The following is an 18,752-nucleotide window of genomic DNA, read 5'->3' as shown; positions in this document are numbered from 1 at the left end:
GGGCCGCCCCGGCTCAAACTCGTGTGCGGCGCCGCTCCGGCGGCCGTCAAGCCACGCGGCGGCCCGCGTATTCCTTGATCTCGGCCATCGGCGGCCGCTCCTCGGTGTCCACCGCGTAGGTGCGCGGAACGAACCCGTCCGGCCCCCGCTCGAACTGGGTCAGCTCCGGCCGCACGAGGTGCGCGCGCGAGAGCCGGACCTGCGCCGTCCGGTAGATCGCGGCGGCCATCCGGCCCAGCGCCCGCCCGTCCTGGTGCCGGTGCAGCCGGACCCCGACGTCGACCTGGGCCAGCGCGTCCAGCCCGACCGTGTGCAGCGCGTCCACCAGCAGGCCCAGCTCCACGCCGTAGCCGACGGGGAAGGGGAGCCGCTCCAGCAGGGAGCGCCGTACGGCGTACTCCCCGCCGAGCGGCTGAACGAAGCCGGCCAGCTGCGGCCAGTGCAGGTTCAGAAGGGGGCGGGCGACCAGCTCGGTCACCCGTCCACCCTGGCCGGGGGCGTCCGCGAGCGGGCGGTCGTACATGGCCTTGACGAACTGCACCTGCGGATCGGTCAGCAGCGGGCCGACGATCCCGGAGACGAACGACGCCGAGAAGTCCCGCAGGTCGGCGTCGACGAAGCAGACCACGTCCCCGGTGGTGGCGAGCAGCGAACGCCACAGCACCTCGCCCTTGCCGGGCAGCGCGGGGATCCGCGGCAGGATCGCGTCCCGGTGCACGACCCGGGCGCCGGCCGCGGCCGCCACCTCCGCCGTACGGTCGGTGGAGCCGGAGTCGACCACCACCAGCTCGTCGACCAGGGGGACCGGCAGGCCGTCGATCAGATCGCGCCGGATCACCCCGACGATCTCCCCGACCGTGGCCTCCTCGTCGAGCGCGGGCAGCACCACGCTGACCGTCGTCCCGGCCGCCCGTTTCCGGTCGAGCAGCTGGTCGAGCGGTCGGTCGGCGGCGGACCAGGAGCGGTCTGCCAGCCAGCGCTCCACCTCATCCAGCACCCTCAGCACTCCCTGCTTCCTCGGCGGCCCTCGGAGATATCGGCCGATATGTGATCCATCTCGCGGTTCGGACGGCTGTCTCAACCGCCCTGGCCTTCGGTTACAGTCTTGAACAACGCGAAGGACCACGGCATGCCGGGGTCCCCGCGCACAAACGCACCGGCGCGCCACAGAGCGCGTGTGCCGGTGCCATACCGCTCATCCAGAGGGGCAGAGGGACACGGCCCGTTGAAGCCCCGGCAACCCTCCAGTCGGTTCTCGCGATGCGTTTTCGACACGCACGCCGCGAGGTCCCCGGCTAGGGAAGGTGCCAATTCCGTCTCATGGCGAAGTGCGCCATGGGGAAGATGAGGAGAAAGGGCCTCGCCGTCATGGCTGCACAGACCGTCACCACCTCCACCGCCCCCGGTTCCGTCGACCTCGGACCCGCCACCGGCCTTTCCTGTCGCGAGTGCGGCACCCGCTTCGAGCTCGGCCCGATCTTCGCGTGCGTCGAGTGTTTCGGTCCGCTGGAAGTCGCCTACGAGCTCCCGCTCGGCGACCCCGAGGCCCTGCGCGCCGCGATCGAGGCCGGCCCGAACAACATCTGGCGCTACGCGCCGCTGCTGCCCGTCCCCGCCGACGTGGCCTCCAAGCCCAGCCTGAACCCCGGCTTCACCAAGCTCGTGGACGCGCAGAACCTGGCCAAGGAGCTGGGTGTCACCGGCAAGCTGTACGTCAAGGACGACTCCGGCAACCCGACGCACTCCTTCAAGGACCGCGTCGTGGCCATCGCCGTCGAGGCGGCCCGCGCCTTCGGCTTCACCACCCTGTCCTGCTCCTCCACCGGCAACCTGGCCGGCGCCGTCGGCGCCGCGGCCGCCCGCGCCGGCTTCCGCTCCTGCGTGTTCATCCCGCACGACCTGGAGCAGGGCAAGGTCGTCATGGCCGGGGTCTACGGCGGCGACCTCGTCGGCATCGAGGGCAACTACGACGACGTCAACCGCTTCTGCTCCGAGCTCATCGGCGACCCGCTGGGCGAGGGCTGGGGCTTCGTCAACGTCAACCTCCGCCCGTACTACGGCGAGGGCTCCAAGACCCTGGCGTACGAGATCTGCGAGCAGCTCGGCTGGCAGCTGCCCGACCAGATCGTCATCCCGATCGCGTCCGGCTCCCAGCTGACGAAGATCGACAAGGGTCTGCAGGAGCTGATCAAGCTCGGACTGGTCGAGGACAAGCCGTACAAGATCTTCGGCGCCCAGGCCGAGGGCTGCTCCCCGGTCTCCACCGCCTTCAAGGCCGGCCACGACGTGGTCCGCCCGCAGAAGCCGGACACCATCGCCAAGTCGCTCGCCATCGGCAACCCGGCGGACGGCCCGTACGTCCTGGACATCGCCCGCCGCACCGGGGGCTACGTCGAGGACGTCAACGACACCCAGGTCGTCGAGGCGATCAAGATCCTGGCGCAGACCGAGGGCATCTTCGCCGAGACCGCGGGCGGCGTGACCGTCGGCGTGACGAAGAAGCTCATCGAGAACGGGCAGCTCGACCCGGCGCTGACCACCGTGATCCTGAACACCGGTGACGGCCTCAAGACCCTGGAGGCGGTGGCCGCGGACAGCGGGCAGACCGCCACCATCCGCCCGAGCCTGGACGCGTTCCGCGCCGCCGGCCTGGCCTGACCCTTCCCACGACTCCCGGAAAGGCGGTAGCGCCATGAGCGTCAACGTCCGCATCCCCACCATCCTGCGCACCTACACCGGCGGCGTCGCCGAGGTCCCGGCCGAGGGCTCGACCCTGGCCGAGGTCATCCAGTCCCTGGAGCAGAACCACCCGGGCATCGCCGCGCGCGTCCTGGACGACCAGGGCAAGCTGCGCCGCTTCGTGAACGTCTACGTCAACGACGACGACGTGCGCTTCGAGGGCGGCCTGCAGGCGGCGACGCCGGACGGCGCCGGCGTCTCGATCATTCCGGCCGTCGCGGGCGGCTGAGACCCCGAAAAGTAGAATTGCCCCCTCCGCTAATAAGCGGAGGGGGCAATTCTGCTTGATTGGGCGCGGTAGGGTTGGGGAAGTCCCCTCCGGTGCTCTTGCCCGCCGCATATGAGCGGGCCTCGGGAGGGTTGACATTGAGTCAACATGCGTGCGCCCTTTGGGGCTTTGGCGAAGATTGTCTGGCCCGAGTTGCCCTGCCATATGCCAAATTTTCACTCTATTTCTATGTTTCCGCGTGTCCAGAATTCTCGTCGGATTGACCTGTTGCAGACAGCAGCGGTGCGGATACATTCAGCCCCGGTCGAGGCGTTCCGGCGCAAGTTCTGACCCGGGACCGCGAAGTGCGGTACCGCGCAAGGGCCAGTAATAGGGGAGTTAGGCATGGCTCAGGGCACCGTCAAGTGGTTCAACGCGGAGAAGGGCTACGGCTTCATCGCGGTCGACGGTGGTGCGGATGTGTTCGTCCACTACAGCGCCATCCAGATGGACGGGTACCGCACCCTTGAAGAGGGTCAGCGGGTCGAGTTCGAGATCTCGCAGGGCCAGAAGGGTCCGCAGGCGGACATGGTCAAGCTCGCTGCTGCCGGCTGAAACCCAGCGCGATCGACCACCGACGCAACAGACGTACGAGGGGCCCACATCCTGGACACGGGATGCGGGCCCCTCGTGCGTCGCCCCTTGCGCCCGGCCGGAAGCAGCCCGGCGTTGCCTCAAGCCGCTTGCACTCGCGGGGGTCGAGTGCTAATCATTGGCGTTAGCACTCTCCAGGTGAGAGTGCTACTAAGACGAGGACCGGGTCGGTGAGGCCCGACGGGTCCGGCGGGAAGGAACCGCCGGCTCCGCAGGCCGTCCGTCGCGGGCGCGGGCGCGGTCCGGAGCAATCCACCCCTGTCCGGGAGGACCACTTCAGATGGCCAAGATCATTGCGTTCAACGAGGAGGCCCGGCGCGGTCTCGAGCGTGGCATGAACCAGCTCGCCGACGCCGTCAAGGTCACCCTTGGCCCCAAGGGTCGCAACGTCGTCCTTGAGAAGAAGTGGGGCGCGCCCACGATCACCAACGATGGCGTCTCCATCGCCAAGGAGATCGAGCTCGAGGACCCGTACGAGAAGATCGGCGCCGAGCTGGTCAAGGAAGTCGCCAAGAAGACGGACGACGTCGCCGGCGACGGTACGACCACCGCCACCGTCCTCGCCCAGGCTCTCGTCCGCGAGGGTCTGCGCAACGTGGCCGCCGGTGCCAACCCGATGGCCCTCAAGCGCGGTATCGAGAAGGCCGTCGAGGCCGTCTCCGCCGCCCTGCTCGCGCAGGCCAAGGACGTCGAGACCAAGGAGCAGATCGCTTCCACGGCCTCCATCTCCGCCGCCGACACCCAGATCGGCGAGCTCATCGCCGAGGCCATGGACAAGGTCGGCAAGGAAGGCGTCATCACCGTCGAGGAGTCGCAGACCTTCGGTCTGGAGCTCGAACTCACCGAGGGCATGCGCTTCGACAAGGGCTACATCTCGGCCTACTTCGCCACCGACATGGAGCGTATGGAGGCGTCCCTGGACGACCCGTACATCCTGATCGTCAACTCCAAGATCGGCTCGGTCAAGGACCTGCTGCCGCTCCTGGAGAAGGTCATGCAGTCCGGCAAGCCGCTGCTGATCATCGCCGAGGACGTCGAGGGCGAGGCCCTGTCGACCCTGGTCGTCAACAAGATCCGCGGCACCTTCAAGTCCGTCGCCGTCAAGGCCCCGGGCTTCGGCGACCGCCGCAAGGCCATGCTCGGCGACATCGCCATCCTCACGGGCGGCACGGTCATCTCCGAGGAGGTCGGCCTCAAGCTGGAGAACGCCGGTCTCGACCTGCTCGGCCGCGCCCGCAAGGTCGTCATCACCAAGGACGAGACCACCATCGTCGACGGCTCCGGTGACAGCGACCAGGTCCAGGGCCGCGTCAACCAGATCCGCGCCGAGATCGACAACTCCGACTCGGACTACGACCGCGAGAAGCTCCAGGAGCGCCTCGCGAAGCTGGCCGGCGGCGTGGCCGTCATCAAGGCCGGCGCCGCGACCGAGGTCGAGCTCAAGGAGCGCAAGCACCGCATCGAGGACGCCGTTCGCAACGCGAAGGCGGCCGTCGAGGAGGGCATCGTCGCCGGCGGTGGCGTGGCCCTGCTGCAGGCCTCCTCGGTCTTCGAGAAGCTGGAGCTCACCGGTGACGAGGCGACCGGCGCCAACGCCGTGAAGCTCGCGCTGGAGGCCCCGCTGAAGCAGATCGCCGTCAACGGTGGTCTTGAGGGTGGCGTCGTCGTCGAGAAGGTGCGCAACCTGGCCGTCGGCCACGGTCTGAACGCCGCCACCGGCGAGTACGTCGACATGATCGCCGAGGGCATCATCGACCCGGCGAAGGTCACCCGCTCCGCGCTGCAGAACGCGGCGTCGATCGCGGCCCTCTTCCTCACCACCGAGGCCGTCATCGCCGACAAGCCCGAGAAGGCCGGTGCCCCCGCGGGCGGCGGCATGCCGGGCGGTGACATGGACTTCTGATCGGCCCCTGGCTGATCGGCTGTTCTTCGGCCGAGGGCGGCACTCCCCACACGGGGGGTGCCGCCCTCGGGCGTTCCCGGTCCTCTAGAAGCCGGTGGTGTCGACGGTGCAGTCGAAGGGTTCGGGGACGTGCAGCTCCTCGCCGAAGGACACCGTCCTGCGGGACCGGTAGCCATGTGGTGAGGGTTCGGAGAAGCAGGTGATCTCTTTCGCCTGCATGTCGGCCACCAGGTACACGGGGACCACCTGGCCGTACACCTCCAGCTTCTCGTGCCAGTCCACGTCTTTCGTGGAGGTGGACGTGAACTCGGCGACCAAGGACAGGGCCGCACTGTCCGCGTGACGGCCATCGTCCTCGAAGGCGGCCTCGTCCGCGACGAACAGGTCGGGGCCGTAGGCCCGCTCTGCGGCAGGGAACCGGAAGAGGAACGGGGAGGTCTCGGTGATGTGGCCTTCGGGAGCATGGACCTTGAGCTGCTCACGAAGCGCACGCATGCTGCGCAGATAACGCAGCGACGAGAACGGCGACACGATGATCTTCCCCCGGATGAGCTCGGCTTTGAAGCCGTCTGGCGTGTCCATCTCCGCGACCATGCGCAGGAGTGTTTCGAACGTCGGTGGTGCCGCCTGCTCTATCGGTGTGGCCCGCTCGATCATGGTCGTCACCGTCGTCCTCCGCGTGGCGTGGTGTGCCGTGCACGGGGCGTGAGCCCCGTTCCAGGCTAGCGGCGCGCGGGTGTCCGTGCCCGGGGGGCGAGACGGGGCGTCGTCGGGCGGGGGGCTTTGGTTGACTTGGGGCATGAGCGATCTCTTCGTGAAGATCTGCGGGCTCAAGACCGCCCGTGACGTCGACGTGGCCGTGGAGGCGGGGGCCGGGGCCGTCGGGTTCGTGTTCGCGCCCGGCAGCCCCCGGACCATCGGGGCCGGTGCGGCGCGTGAGCTGGCCGCGCGGGTGCCCGCCGGGGTGCTCACCGTCGGGGTGTTCCGGGGGCAGTCCGTCGAGGAGGTGCGCCGGTTCACCGAGGAGAGCGGCGTGCGCGGCGTGCAGCTGCACGGGGAGGAGCCGCCGGCGCACTACGAGGCCCTGCGCGCGCCCGGCCGGACCCTGCTGCGGGCCACCGCCCTGCACGTGGAGCGCTGCGGCGAGTACGGGGAGGACCTGCTGCTGATCGACGCGCCCGACCCGGGCTCCGGCAAGCCCTGGAACTGGGGTTCCGCGGAATTCGCCGCCCCCGAGGGCCGCTGGCTGCTGGCCGGCGGGCTGAATCCGGGCAACGTGCGCGAGGCCGTCGCCGCGACCGGGGCCTGGGGCGTGGACGTCTCCAGCGGGGTCGAGAGCGAGCGCGGGGTGAAGTCCCCGGAGCTGATCCGCGCCTTCGTTTCCGCGGCGCAATCATATGATTACTCTGAGTGAGAAAGTCCGTGTGAGGCATTCGGGGGCGGGCAGAACGCCCGTATGGAACCGGAAACGTTCGGATGGCTGCGGCGCCTGACGCGCCGCCTCGCTCCCGGAGGTGGCGGCGGAGGGCTGCCCGGGCTCGCCCCGCGCCGTACCCCCGCCTTCACCGCCGACTTCACCTCGACCACCCAGTGGGTGGCCGGCCGCTCCTGGGCCTATCCCAACGGCGGCCCGGTCAACCCGGGCGACAACAAGCTCGACCACCTCGTCACCGACCCCGCCTACAGCCGCGGCGGGACCTTCCTCGCGACCCTGCGCCCCGACGGGAACTGGGACACCGGACTGCTCACCACCGAGGGCAGCGACGAGGAGTTCATGGTCCGCACCGGCGACGTGCTGGAGGCGCGGGTGCGGCTGCCCGTCGAGACGGGGGCCTGGCCCGCGATCTGGACCTGGCGCGACGGCGGTCAGGAGATCGACGTCTTCGAGTACCACCCCGACAACCCCGACCTGCTCGAACTCTCCAACCACGTCCGCGAGGCACACCGCTACCACCGCGATCCCGCGGTCCGGCCCGGAGCGTGGGTGGACCTGAAGGTCGAGTTCGGCCGGACCTCGGTCGTCTGGTGGGTCAACGGCGCGCGCGTCTTCTCCGACCGCCGGGGCGTGGGGCGCGGCTGGCACGCGTACCTCATCGTGAACCTGTCGGTGTCCGCCGGGCGGTACCACCCGGCGCCCGGTCCGGAGCTGACGCGGATGTCCTACGAGGTCTCCCGGCTGCAGGTGTACCGGGCCTGACGGCGCGGGGAACCGGTGCGGGCGATCGCCCCGGCACGGCGGGCCCCGGGTCGCCCGTACGGGTGGATTCCTCAGGGCCGTAACGGGGGCCGGGGGGCTGGGCGACAACGGCGAATGATCGTTTCTGCAGTCGGTGCGGCGGGTCCGCGACGGGCGGTGCGGGCCTTCGGCCAGGCGGAGGCGGGCGGCTCAAGTCGGCTCCGGGGGTGACCCGATGAACCGGAGGGCCGCCTCCCGGGAACCGCCGCCGGTGCCGGGCGCGGCTCACCCACGCCGATCCCCACGCACTCCAGGGAGTCCCCTCCATGCGTCTGCTCGCCGCGCGCCTGACCACCGCCGCCGTCCTGGCCCTGAGTCCCGTGGCGGCCGGTACGGCCTCTGCCGCAGCCCCGGAGCCGACGCCGGCTCCGCTGCACACCTCCGCGAACGCCATTCCCGGCAGCTACATCGTCACCCTCGCCAAGTCCCTCGACCCGAAGAACTTCGCCGAGTCCATCGGGCTGAAGCCGAAGTTCACCTACACCACGGCGATCAACGGGTTCGCGACGAGCCTCACGCCGAAGCAGCTGGAGACGGTCCGGGAGTCGTACGGCGTGCTGTCGGTGGAGGAGGACGCGCGGGTGAGCGGCCCGCCGATGCCCTCCAAGGGCGTTCAGACGAAGTCCCCCGCCCACTCCTGGGGCCTGGACCGGATCGACCAGCGCTTCCTGCCGCTCGACAACAACTTCAGTGCCAATCGCAGCGGCCAGGGCGTGACGGCGTACATCCTCGACAGCGGCATCGACTTCACGCACCCCGACTTCGGGGGCCGTGCGCGCGCCGGCTTCGACGCGATCGGCGACGGCCGGGGCGGCGCGGACTGCAACGGCCACGGCACGCACGTCGCGGGCACGGTCGGCGGTACGACCTTCGGGGTCGCGCGCAAGGTGAACCTGGTCAGCGTCCGCGTCCTCGGCTGCGACAACCGCGGTGCCTGGTCGGGGATCATCGCGGGCTTCGACTGGGTGGCCCGCAACGCCCGGCAGCCGGCGGTCCTGAACGCCTCCCTGGGCGGTGACCGGCTCGAATCCGTGAACGCGGCCGCCACCGCGGTGTCGGACCGGGGCGTGCTGCCCCTCGTCGCGGCGGGCAACGACAACAGGGACGCCTGCCGGGTCTCGCCCGCCTCCGCCGCCCGCGTGGTGACGGTCGGCGCGACGAACCGCTTCGACGAGGAGACCGACTTCTCGAACTGGGGCAATTGCGTGGACCTGTACGGACCGGGCAAGGACATCGTCTCCGCGCGGCTCGGCGGCGGCAGCGTGGCCCTGGACGGCACGTCGATGGCGACCCCGCACGTCACCGGGGTGGCCGCCCTCTACAAGTCCCTGCACCCCAACGCGCTGCCGGCCGAGGTGGCGGACTTCCTGGACGACTCGTCCACGAAGGACATCCTGCAGAACCTCAGCGACAACACCCCGAACAAGCTGCTGTTCACCAACGGTCTCTGAGCCGGGGCGGTCCGGGGCGGCGGTGGTGACGGGGCACCGCCGCCGCCCCGCGGTCCGTCCCTACGCCGGCACCGGCTGCTTCGCCGGACCGGCGGCCGGGGTGCCGGCCGCCGGGTCCGGGTCGGTGTCGAGCTCGGCCAGCATCTGCCGGGTGAAGCCGAAGAAGTAGGTCGCGGCGAAGCCGGTCAGGTAGCCGACGGCGAGGCCGCCCGCGTAGACGGCGACGGTCGCGCCCATGCCCGCCCTGCCGTCCAGCAGCGGGAAGAGGGCCCAGCCCGAGGGGCCGATCGCGGTGGAGCCGAAGCCGACGCCGAGCTGGTTGAAGAGGCCCACGAAGGCCCCGCCCGCCGCTCCGCCCACGCAGGCGGTGACGAAGGGGCGGCCCAGCGGCAGGGAGATCCCGTAGATCAGCGGCTCGCCGACACCCAGGAATCCGGCCGGGAGCGCGGACTTGATGGTGGTGCGCAGCGAGCGGTTGCGCGGGAGCCGGAAGTAGACGGCGATGGCCGCGCCGACCTGGCCCGCGCCCGCCATGGCCAGGATGGGCAGGAGCACCGTGTAGCCGGTCTGCTCGATGAGGGTGGTGTGGATGGGGATCAGGGCCTGGTGCAGGCCCAGCATCACCAGGGGGAGGAAGAGCCCGCCGAGCACGAGCCCGGCGAAGGCGCCGCCGGTGGACAGCAGCCAGGTGGCGGAGGTGCCGATGGCGGTGGAGACCGAGCCGGCGAGGAACATCAGGCCGAAGAGGGTGACCAGGCCGGAGACCAGCACGGTGAGGGTGGGGGTGACCAGTACGTCCAGGGCCTCGGGCACCCGCTTGCGGCACCACTTCTCCACCTGGACGGCGAGCAGCGCCGCCGCGAGCGCGCCGAGGACGCCGCCCTGGCCGGGGGAGAGGTGCTGGCCGAAGGCGTCGATCTTCGCGACGCCGGGGAAGACGATGATCGCGGCGACCGCGCCGCCGAGGACCGGGGTGCCGCCGAACTCCTTGGCGGTGTTGTGGCCGACGAACACGGCGATCAGGGACATGAAGCCGGAGGCGATCGCGGCGAGGGCGGGGACGAGTGCCGGGAGCCAGCCGAGGTTGGTGAGCATGCCGTTCAGGCCCGCGATGATCCCGCAGCCGATGAGGGCGGGGATCAGCGGGACGAAGATGTTCGCGACGCGGCGCAGGAACAGTTTGAACGGGGTGGCGTTGCGGGCCTTGCGGGCGTCCTTCAGCGCCGTGCCCCGGTCGGCGAGTTCGGCCGCGGTGACGCCGGGGTGCGGGGCCGCGGCGGGTTCCGGGGCGGTGGCGGACGCGGCGGCGGGCGCGGTGTCGGGCGCGGGCGCGGCCTGCGTACGGGCCTCGGCCACCAGGGCCTCGAACTCGGGGGTGACGCGGGCGACGGTGCCCGGGCCCAGCACGATCTGGTAGGTGTCGTCCTCGACCACGCCCAGGACCGCGGGGAGGGCCTTGAGCTCCTCGTGCCGGACGAGCGAACGGTCGCGCAGCGCGATGCGCAGACGGGTCATGCAGTGCGCGACGGAGGTGATGTTGTCCGGGCCGCCGACCAGAGGAAGGATCGCGGCGGCTGTGGCGCGGTTCTTGTCAGTGGGCATGCTGGGTCGCCTTGCGTTGGGGGAGCGGGCGGGGGGAACGGGGTCAGCGGGCTTCGGCGAGGGCGGCGCGCAGGTGGCCTCCGGCGGTGGCGAGGAGGGCGGTGGCGGTGGGGCCGTCGACTCCGCCGAGGATCACGAGGATGGCGTTCTTGACCTCGCCGTCGGTGGCGGTGAGGGCGGCCTCGATCTCCGCGTCGGGCGCGCCGGTGGCCAGGGCGACGATGCGGCGGGAGCGGGCGCGCAGCTTCTCGTTGGAGGCGCGCACGTCGACCATGAGGTTCCCGTAGGTCTTGCCGAGGCGGATCATCGTGACGGTCGAGATCAGGTTCAGGACGAGCTTCTGGGCGGTGCCCGCCTTCAGCCGGGTGGATCCGGTGAGCAGTTCCGGGCCGACCACGACCTCGATGCCGTGTTCGGCGGCGGCGGCGAGGGCGGAGCCGGCGTTGCAGGACAGGCCGACGGTGAGCGCGCCGCGGGAGCGGGCGAAGTCGACGGCGCCGATCGCGTACGGGGTGCGGCCGGAGGCCGAGATGCCGATGACGCTGTCGTCGGCGGTCAGGCCGAGGGCGGTGAGGTCCGCGGCGGCCAGCTCCGCGGAGTCCTCGGCGCCCTCGACGGCCTTGACCATCGCTGTGGGGCCGCCCGCGATCAGGCCGACGACCTGCTGCGGATCGGTGTTGAAGGTGGGCGGGCACTCGCTGGCGTCCAGGACCCCGAGGCGGCCCGCGGTGCCCGCGCCCGCGTAGACCAGGCGGCCGCCGCGGGCCATGCGCGCGGCGATCGCGTCGACGGCGGCGGCGATCCGGGGCAGCTCGCCGGCGACGGCGGCCGGGACGGTGGCGTCCTCGGCGTTCATGATCCGGGCGATCTCCAGGGTGGGGAGCCGGTCGATGTCGGCGAGTTCGGGGCGGAAGGCCTCGGTGGTCAGGGTGTCGAGCTGGGCGCGGAGGGCGGCGTACGCGGTCATGTGCGGGGCTCCTGGCGTGCGGTACGGGGGGCGGTGGCGCGGTGGCGGGGGGCGAGGGCCTCGTACGACGCGGCGAGCGCGGGCGCGGCGGTGTCGTAGGTCCGCTGCGCGACGCCGACGAACAGGCAGTCGACGACGAGGAGCTGGCTGGTCCGGCTCGACATGGCGGCCGGGCGCAGCCGGCTCTCGCGCGCGGCCGAGGTGGCCAGGACGAGGTCGGCGTAGTGGGTGACGGGCGAGGCGGGGCCGCCGGTGACGGCGATGGTCGTCGCGCCCCGCTCGAAGGCGTGGCGCAGCGGGTCGATGACGTCGCCCGTGGCGCCGGAGTGGGTGACGGCGACGGCCACGTCCCCGGGGCGGAGCAGGACGGAGTTGGTGACGGCGAGGTGGGGGTCGTGGTGGGCGTGCGCGATCAGGCCGATGCGCAGCAGCTTCTGCGCGAGGTCCTGGCCGACGAGGGCGGAGGCGCCGACTCCGTAGATGTCGATGCGGCGTGCGGTCGCGAGGGCGTCGACGGCGGCGGACAGCTGGGCCAGGTCGAGTGCGGCGGCGGTGTCGGCGAGGGTCTGCGCCTCCTCGTGCGCCAGTTTGGCGACGACGTCGGCCAGGGGGTCGTCGACGGCTATGCCTGCGGTGACGGCGGGCGCCTCGTCGGACTCCTGCCGGCCCGCGAGCGCGGCCAGGGCCAGGCGCAGGTCGCGGTAGCCGGGGTAGCCGAGGAGGCGGGCGGTGCGCACGACGGTGGCCTCGCTGGTGCCGGTGCGTTCGGCGAGGGCGGTGACGGTGAGCCGGGAGCACCCGGCGGGATCGGCGGCGACGGCTTCGGCGACGATCTGCGCGGACCGCGTCATGGACGCCCCGAGCCCGCGGATCCGGGCCCGCAGGGCGGCGGGGGTGGGAGCGGGGGCGGTGGTGAAGGTTTCTTTCGCTCTTTGGCTCACCTTTGAAAGCTATTTTCGGGGCCGGTGGGCGTCAAGGTGCCATGCGGCCCCGGCGCGCCGGGACTTCGGACCCCCGCCGGAAGGGCCTTAGCCACGGGGCCGGTCCGGGTCCACAATGGGCGCATGGACCACGCGACCCCCCTGGAACAGGCGCTGCATGTCGCCCGTGCACTTGTTCTCGCCGATCTCGCCGCCGGTGAGGTCGCCGATGCCGATGTCGTCTCCCTCGTCGAGGACTCGGTCACGCACCGCCGGTGGTGGGTGGAGCAGTGGCCCGAGGGGGTCGACTACCTCGCCGGACTCGTCGCGCAGGACGTGAAGGACGCGCTGCTGGAGAAGTACGGGCGCTGGCCGCTGTGCCCCGTGTGCGCGCACGGGGAGCCGCACGCGCTGGACGTGGAGCCGGAGCTGGGGCCCGATCCGCACTGGGTGTGTTCCGAGGCGGGCGTACGGGTGGCGGCGGTGGGCGGCCTCGGCCCCGTCTTCCACCCGGGCCGGTGAGCCGCCCGTGACGGTGTACATCGACCCGCCGGTCTGGCCGGGGCACGGCCGCATGTGGTCGCACCTGGTCAGCGACGTCTCGTACGAGGAGCTGCACGCCTTCGCGGCGGGCATCGGCTGTCCGCCGCGGGCCTTCGAGCGGGACCACTACGACGTGCCCTCGCACCGGTACGCGGACGCGGTCGGGGCGGGGGCGGTGGAGATCGGCAGCAAGGAGCTGGTGCGCCGGCTGACGGACGCGGGGCTGCGGCGGCCGAAGGGCCGCCCGGCCTGAGGCCGGGGAGCCGCTCGGGCCGGGGCCGGGGTTATGCCTCGGCGGGCTGGGGCGCGGGGGCCGGGGTGGCGGTGCCCGAGGCGATCACGGTGCTGGCGGTGGGCGGCGTACGGCGGTCCAGGCGCAGGGCGATCACGGTGAGCGCGATCGCGGTGAGGGTCATGGCGGCGCCTGCCCAGGCGGGGCTCGCGAAGCCGTGTCCGGCGTCGATGACGGTGCCGCCGAGCCAGGGGCCGCCGGTGTTGCCGAGGTTGAACGCGGCGGTGGTGGTGGCTCCGGCCAGGGTGGGGGCGGCGCCCGCGACGTTGAACATGCGGGCGTTGAGGGCGGGGGCGGTGAAGAACGCCGAGACGCCCAGCAGGAAGGACAGGGCGATCGCGGCCGCCGCGCTGGAGGCCAGGACCGTGAGCGCCGCGAGGAACACCGTGGAGGCGGTGATGCCCCAGAGCATCACCCCGAACAGGTGGGCGTCGGCGATCCGCCCGCCGATGGTGGTGCCGACCAGCGCGCCGACGCCGAAGAGGCCGAGGATCCACGGCACCCACGCCGCGTCCAGCCCGGCGACGTCCGTGAGCAGCGGCGACAGGTAGCTGAAGGCGCAGAAGACGCCGCCCGCGGCCAGTGCGGTGATGCCGATGGACAGCCACACCTGACGGTCGCGGTAGATGCGCAGCTCGCGGCCGAGGCGGGGCTTCTCGGCGGGCAGCGGGATCTTCGGGATCAGGGCCAGGATGCCGGCGAGGGCGATGGCGGAGGCCGCGCCGACCGACCAGAACGCGGCCCGCCAGCCGAACTGCTCGCCGAGGAAGGCGCCGGCCGGGACGCCGAGGACGTTGGCTATGGAGAGCCCGCCGATCATGACGGCCATGGCGCGGGCCCGCTGGTCCTTGTCCACCATGGCGATGGCGACGGCCGCGCCGACGGCCCAGAACCCGGCGCAGGCGAGGGCGGAGACCACCCGGGAGGCGAAGAGCAGCCCGTATGTGGGGGCCAGCGCGCCCGCGACCTGCCCGAGGCCGAAGAGGCTGATGAGGGAGACGAGGGTGGTGCGGCGCGGCAGGCGGAGGGTGGCGACGGCCAGCAGCGGGGCCCCGACGACCATGCCGATCGCGAAGGCGGAGATCAGCAGTCCCGCCTGCGGGATGGTGACGCCCATGTCCTCGGCGATCGGCGGCAGCAGCCCGGACAGCATGAACTCGCTGGTCCCGAGTGCGAAGACGGACAGGCCGAGGATGTAGACGGCAACGGGCATGCGGGGGCGTACGGGGGCTGCGGGCATGTTCTTCACGAACCGCCGGGGCGGAGGGGACATTCCCGGCGGCGTGGAGTCTGTCAGGTCGGGTCAGGTGAGCGTGTGGAGTTCCGCCGTGAGGTTGTGGCGGGCCGGGGTCTCCCAGTGCTCGGCGCCGTGGGGGGTGCGGAAGAGGCGGGGGAGGGCGAGCAGCTGGCGCAGGACGGCGGCGCGGCCGGTGCGGAAGGCCGCGTCGGGGACGAACGCGTACTCCTCGCGGACGGCGGCGGCGTACGCGGCGTAGGCCTGCGGGGTGCCGGCGAGGACGGCGAGGTCGGCGTCGCAGAGGGCCTCGCCGTCGGTGTCGCCGGGGGCGGGGTCGTGGGTGACGGTGAGCCGGACCAGGCGGGCGACCTCGGCGGTGCGGGAGTCGTCGATGCCGAGCTCGGGGAGGGCGCGCTCGGCGAGGGCGGCGCTGCGTTCCTCGTTCTCGGAGCGGTCGGGACGGTAGACGGCGTCGTGGAACCAGGCCGCGAGCTCGACGGCGGTGGGGTCGGCGGCGTGCGGGGCGAGCGTGTCGAGGCGGTCCAGTACGTGGGCCAGGTGCGCGGTGGTGTGGTACCGGCGGTGGGGCTCCGCCCAGGCGGCGAGGAGGCGGTCGGCGTAGGGGTCGGGGTCGTGGGCGGCTCCGGCGGCGGTGGCGGTCGCCCGCCAGCGGGCGCGCAGGGCGGTGGTGTCGCTGTGCGGGGTGTCTGTGTTCATGCGCACATTGTGGGGGTGGCGTGATAGCGCTGGTGGAGCGCGGTGGTGGGCCCGTACCCTGGATATTGGACTAGACCTATTTTCCCTATCCGGGCATCCGGAACGAAGGACGGCATCGAATGAGCAACCGTGCGCTCCTGGAGGTGATCGCCCTCGACGTGGAGGACGCGGTCGCCGCGCAGGCCGGTGGGGCGGACCGACTCGAAGTGATCACCGATATGGCCGCCGACGGGCTCACGCCGTCGCGCGAGACCTTCGCGGCGATCCGGTCGGCGGTCGACATCCCGCTGCGCGTGATGCTCCGCAAGGCCGACGGGTTCGCGGCCGGGGACGTCTCCCGGCTGGTGGAGGCGGCGCGGGAGATGCGGGCGGAGGGGGCGACGGAGTTCGTCCTCGGGTTCCTGAACCCGGACGGCAGCCCGGACCTGGCGGCGGTCGAGGCGGTGGTGGCGGAGCTGGACGGCTGCCGCTGGACCTTCCACCGGGCCATCGACCGGGCGGCGGACCGCGACCAGCTGCGGAAGGCGCTCGCGGATCTGCCGGGGCTCGACACCTACCTGACGGCGGGGTCGGCGGCCGGGGTCTCGGAGGGGCTGCCCGTGCTGTTGGCGGAGGCCGCGCGGGCGGGTGAGCCGGGGTACGGGGCGCGGATCCTGGTCGGCGGGGGGCTGGGGCTGGCGCACGTGCCGGGGCTGCGGGCGGGTGGCGTCGACGCCTTCCACATCGGCGGCGCGGCGAGGCCGTCCGGCTGGGACCGGCCGGTCTCGGCGGCGGCGGTGGCGGAGTGGCGGGAGGCGCTGGGGTAGACCGTTGCCCTGGCCGGGCCGTTGCCCTGGCCGGGCGGGTGCCCTGGCCGGGCGGGTGCCCTGGCCGGGCGGGGTCGGGGGTGGCCGGGGTCGGTGCCGGGGTGGGGTGTCGTCCGGGACTGCATGATTTATGGCGCCCTGTCCGAGCCTCCAGTGGCCCCGGGCACCTCGCGCCAACAAATCACGTTTTACGTCCCGGCCAACACCCCACCCCGTCCCCGCCCCCGGCCGGGCAAAATCCAGCCCCGCCGGCGTTTGAGGCGCGGGGGTCCGGGGGCTGGCCCCCGGCAGACGGCCCGCAGGCGGATGGCGACCGGTGGCCAGATCCAGCCTCGCCGGCGATTGAGGCGCGGGGGCCGGGGCGGGGCCCCAGGGGGTTAGGTGAGGGGGGCCGGGAGGGGGGCCGTGTGGAGGGCCGTGAGGCCTGAGACCGCGCGGGTGAGGCAGACGTAGAGCCGCCGCAGGCCGGTCCGCTCGTCCGGTTCGCCGGAGACGATGGCGGCGGGCTCGTCGAGGACGACGTAGTCGTACTCCAGACCCTTGGCCAGCGACGCCGGCACCAGCGTCAGCCGCGACCGCGCCGTCGTCTCCTCGCCGGGGGACAGGTACGGCAGCCCCGCCGCCAGCAGCGCTTCCGCCAGTACGGGGATCCGCGCGTCCGCCGCGATCAGGCCGATGGAGCCCTCGTGCGCGAGGGAGTCCCGGCAGGCCGACACGACGTCCGCCGTCAGGTCGGCCGTCTCGGAGACCACCAGGGATCCCGGGGTCTCGCGGACCGAGGACACCGGGGACAGCCCCGGCGAGATCGACGGCAGCAGCCGCGACGCGTACGCGATCACCTCGCGCGGCACGCGGAAGCCCGCCGTGAGCTCCTCCACCGCCGCTTCCGGCTTGCCGAGGTGGGTGAGGGCCTCGTCCCAGCTGCGGGTGGCCCACGGGGTGGTGCCCTGGGCGAGGTCGCCGAGGACGGTCGCGGAGCCGGTCGTGCAGCGGCGCCCGACGGCCCGGTACTGCATCGGGGACAGGTCCTGGGCCTCGTCGAGGACCACGTGGCCCAGGGAGTGGGTGCGCTCCACCAGGTCGGAGGCCTCGTCGATGAGGACGAGGTCCGCCGCCGACCACTTCGCCGACCGCACGCTGCGGAACGGCTTCGGCCACAGCAGGAGCTTCTGTTCGTCCTCGGTGAGGATCCCCTCGGCGTGCGCGGCCAGGAACTCCGGCTCGGACAGGAGGCGCAGCACCAGCTTCGACGGTTCCACCGGCGGCCAGACCGCCTTGACGGCGGCCTTCACCGCCGCGTTGCGGGCCACCGCGTCCTGCACCCGGTCGTCGGGTGCCTCGCCCGCCTGTTCCATGCGGACGAGGACCGCGTGGGCGATCCGCTGGGGGAGGGCGTCGCGGGCGGCTCCGTAGCGGATGTCGCGCGTCTGGAGTTCGGAGACGATCTCCGCCAGTTCGTAGGCCGGTACCCGCCAGCGGCGCGAGCCGCGCACCACCATCAGCGGTTCGGTGGGCTCGGTGACGTGTGAGCGGACCGCGCGGCGCAGCACCTGGGCCATCCGGGCGTCGCCCTTGATCACGGCGGTTTCGGCGGTGTCGTCGCCGCGTACCTCCAGGCCCTCGCGGGCGACGAGGTCGTCGACGGTGGCCTGCTTGACCTCCAGCTCGCCCAGGGCCGGCAGGACCTGCTCGATGTAGTGGAGGAAGGAACGGTTCGGCCCGATGACGAGGGTGCCGGTGCGGGCCAGACGGTCGCGGTGCGCGTAGAGGAGGTAGGCGACGCGGTGCAGGCCGACGGCGGTCTTTCCGGTGCCGGGGCCGCCCTGGACGCAGACCGAGCCGGACAGGCCGGAGCGGACGATCTCGTCCTGTTCGGGCTGGATCGTCGCGACGATGTCGCGCATGGGGCCGACGCGCGGGCGCTCGATCTCCTGCTGGAGGAGCTTGCTGACGGCGGCCGCCTCGGCCGGGTCGGACAGGTGCTCGTCCTCGTACGCGGTCAGCTCGCCCCCGGTGTAGCCGAAGCGGCGGCGCAGCGCGATGTCCTGCGGGTCCTTCTTGGAGGCGCGGTAGAAGGGCTGGGAGACGGGCGCGCGCCAGTCGATCACCATCGGGTCGCCGTCGGCGTCGTGGACGTGGCGGCGGCCGATGTAGAACTGTTCGCCCTCCGCGCCTTCGGCCAGTTCCGCGCCCGGGGCGTGGAGGTAGTCGAGGCGGCCGAAGAAGAGCGGGGTGTGGGTGAGGTCGGCGAGGGCCTTGATGCGGTCGTCGATCTGCGCCTGGAGGACGATGGCGTTGACCCAGTTCGCGGTGACGTCGCGGATGTCGAGGGCCTCCACGTCCTCGCGCATGGCGCGCAGGGCGGCGCGCGAGGCGCTCAGGTGGGTGCGTTCCCGGCCGAGCGGGTCGGCTGCGGCGTCGGGGGTGGTGTCAGGGGCGTGCGCGGGCACGGGACTGCCTCCAGCGGTGCGGCAACA

General features: G+C 72.3%; 18 protein-coding genes and 1 riboswitch. Of the genes, 10 read left to right on the top strand and 8 right to left on the bottom strand.

The features are described from left to right. Window positions 1–46: 46 nt before the first annotated feature. Window positions 47–997, bottom strand: a complete 951-nt coding sequence (locus SLAV_RS17370; protein ID WP_030232472.1) for a glucosyl-3-phosphoglycerate synthase — start codon at window positions 995–997, stop codon at window positions 47–49. A gap of 195 nt (window positions 998–1,192) precedes the next feature. After that, window positions 1,193–1,351: riboswitch (SAM riboswitch) on the top strand. 17 nt (window positions 1,352–1,368) lie between these two features. On the opposite strand from SLAV_RS17370, the gene thrC reads away from it, so the two are divergent. The 4 genes from thrC to groL all read left to right on the top strand — a co-directional run bounded on the left by thrC (window position 1,369) and on the right by groL (window position 5,504). Next, window positions 1,369–2,658, top strand: a complete 1,290-nt coding sequence (gene thrC / locus SLAV_RS17365) for a threonine synthase (RefSeq protein ID WP_030232474.1) — start codon at window positions 1,369–1,371, stop codon at window positions 2,656–2,658. Window positions 2,659–2,692: 34 nt separating this feature from the next. After that, complete coding sequence (locus tag SLAV_RS17360; RefSeq protein ID WP_030232477.1) at window positions 2,693–2,968, top strand: MoaD/ThiS family protein; 276 nt, start codon at window positions 2,693–2,695, stop codon at window positions 2,966–2,968. A 384-nt stretch (window positions 2,969–3,352) separates the two neighbouring features. Next, window positions 3,353–3,562 (top strand): cold-shock protein, encoded by a 210-nt coding sequence (locus SLAV_RS17355; RefSeq protein WP_030232479.1) that lies wholly within the window; start codon window positions 3,353–3,355, stop codon window positions 3,560–3,562. A gap of 319 nt (window positions 3,563–3,881) precedes the next feature. Then, window positions 3,882–5,504 carry a chaperonin GroEL gene (groL, locus tag SLAV_RS17350; protein ID WP_030232482.1) on the top strand — a complete coding sequence of 541 codons (1,623 nt, stop codon included), beginning with the start codon at window positions 3,882–3,884 and terminating at the stop codon, window positions 5,502–5,504. A gap of 84 nt (window positions 5,505–5,588) precedes the next feature. Here the strand turns inward: groL and SLAV_RS17345 are convergent, their stop codons facing one another. After that, a complete protein-coding gene (locus SLAV_RS17345) occupies window positions 5,589–6,161 on the bottom strand; it encodes a Uma2 family endonuclease (protein WP_100661294.1) in 573 nt (190 codons plus the stop codon). A gap of 142 nt (window positions 6,162–6,303) precedes the next feature. Between SLAV_RS17345 and SLAV_RS17340 the strand changes: the two genes are divergently transcribed. From SLAV_RS17340 to SLAV_RS17330, 3 genes are all read left to right on the top strand, one after another. After that, on the top strand, window positions 6,304–6,918 hold the full coding sequence (locus SLAV_RS17340) for a phosphoribosylanthranilate isomerase (RefSeq protein ID WP_030232488.1): 615 nt from the start codon (window positions 6,304–6,306) through the stop codon (window positions 6,916–6,918). Window positions 6,919–6,960: 42 nt separating this feature from the next. Further along, the gene (locus tag SLAV_RS17335) at window positions 6,961–7,701 is read left to right on the top strand and encodes a LamG domain-containing protein (protein ID WP_234333688.1); all 741 of its coding nucleotides are present in this window, start codon (window positions 6,961–6,963) and stop codon (window positions 7,699–7,701) included. 305 nt (window positions 7,702–8,006) lie between these two features. Further along, window positions 8,007–9,191 carry a S8 family peptidase gene (locus SLAV_RS17330; protein WP_030232493.1) on the top strand — a complete coding sequence of 395 codons (1,185 nt, stop codon included), beginning with the start codon at window positions 8,007–8,009 and terminating at the stop codon, window positions 9,189–9,191. A 60-nt stretch (window positions 9,192–9,251) separates the two neighbouring features. Here the strand turns inward: SLAV_RS17330 and SLAV_RS17325 are convergent, their stop codons facing one another. The 3 genes from SLAV_RS17325 to SLAV_RS17315 are packed head-to-tail and all read right to left on the bottom strand — an operon-like array spanning window position 9,252 to window position 12,701. After that, entirely contained in the window at window positions 9,252–10,793 is a 1,542-nt protein-coding gene (locus SLAV_RS17325; protein ID WP_030232496.1) for a PTS transporter subunit EIIC, read from the bottom strand. Window positions 10,794–10,836: 43 nt separating this feature from the next. After that, complete coding sequence (murQ, locus tag SLAV_RS17320; protein WP_030232498.1) at window positions 10,837–11,760, bottom strand: N-acetylmuramic acid 6-phosphate etherase; 924 nt, start codon at window positions 11,758–11,760, stop codon at window positions 10,837–10,839. Beyond that, on the bottom strand, window positions 11,757–12,701 hold the full coding sequence (locus SLAV_RS17315) for a MurR/RpiR family transcriptional regulator (protein WP_030232501.1): 945 nt from the start codon (window positions 12,699–12,701) through the stop codon (window positions 11,757–11,759). Before SLAV_RS17315 ends, murQ begins: the two co-directional genes overlap by 4 nt. A gap of 123 nt (window positions 12,702–12,824) precedes the next feature. Between SLAV_RS17315 and SLAV_RS17310 the strand changes: the two genes are divergently transcribed. Next, window positions 12,825–13,202: a DUF8819 family protein gene (locus SLAV_RS17310; RefSeq protein ID WP_030232504.1), complete on the top strand. Its 378-nt coding sequence runs from the start codon at window positions 12,825–12,827 to the stop codon at window positions 13,200–13,202. 7 nt (window positions 13,203–13,209) lie between these two features. Then, a complete protein-coding gene (locus SLAV_RS17305) occupies window positions 13,210–13,476 on the top strand; it encodes a DUF4031 domain-containing protein (RefSeq protein WP_030232506.1) in 267 nt (88 codons plus the stop codon). 31 nt (window positions 13,477–13,507) lie between these two features. On the opposite strand, the gene SLAV_RS17300 is transcribed toward SLAV_RS17305, so the two are convergent. Then, window positions 13,508–14,728 (bottom strand): Cmx/CmrA family chloramphenicol efflux MFS transporter, encoded by a 1,221-nt coding sequence (locus SLAV_RS17300; protein ID WP_051841092.1) that lies wholly within the window; start codon window positions 14,726–14,728, stop codon window positions 13,508–13,510. A gap of 90 nt (window positions 14,729–14,818) precedes the next feature. Then, window positions 14,819–15,469 (bottom strand): HD domain-containing protein, encoded by a 651-nt coding sequence (locus SLAV_RS17295; RefSeq protein ID WP_030232512.1) that lies wholly within the window; start codon window positions 15,467–15,469, stop codon window positions 14,819–14,821. 119 nt (window positions 15,470–15,588) lie between these two features. Here SLAV_RS17295 and SLAV_RS17290 point away from each other — a divergent pair, with 119 nt between their 5' ends. Continuing rightward, window positions 15,589–16,275: a copper homeostasis protein CutC gene (locus SLAV_RS17290; RefSeq protein WP_030232515.1), complete on the top strand. Its 687-nt coding sequence runs from the start codon at window positions 15,589–15,591 to the stop codon at window positions 16,273–16,275. 377 nt (window positions 16,276–16,652) lie between these two features. Here SLAV_RS17290 and SLAV_RS17285 read toward each other — a convergent pair whose 3' ends face one another. Then, window positions 16,653–18,626, bottom strand: a complete 1,974-nt coding sequence (locus SLAV_RS17285; protein ID WP_394298632.1) for a HelD family protein — start codon at window positions 18,624–18,626, stop codon at window positions 16,653–16,655. Between the last annotated feature and the right edge of the window lie 126 nt (window positions 18,627–18,752).

Origin of the sequence: Streptomyces lavendulae subsp. lavendulae (genome assembly GCF_002803845.1) — a bacterium.
GTDB classification, from domain to species: Bacteria; Actinomycetota; Actinomycetes; order Streptomycetales; family Streptomycetaceae; genus Streptomyces; species Streptomyces lavendulae.
The sequence above is the reverse complement of the archived record's forward strand: the minus strand, read 5'-3'. Positions and strand labels throughout refer to the sequence as shown.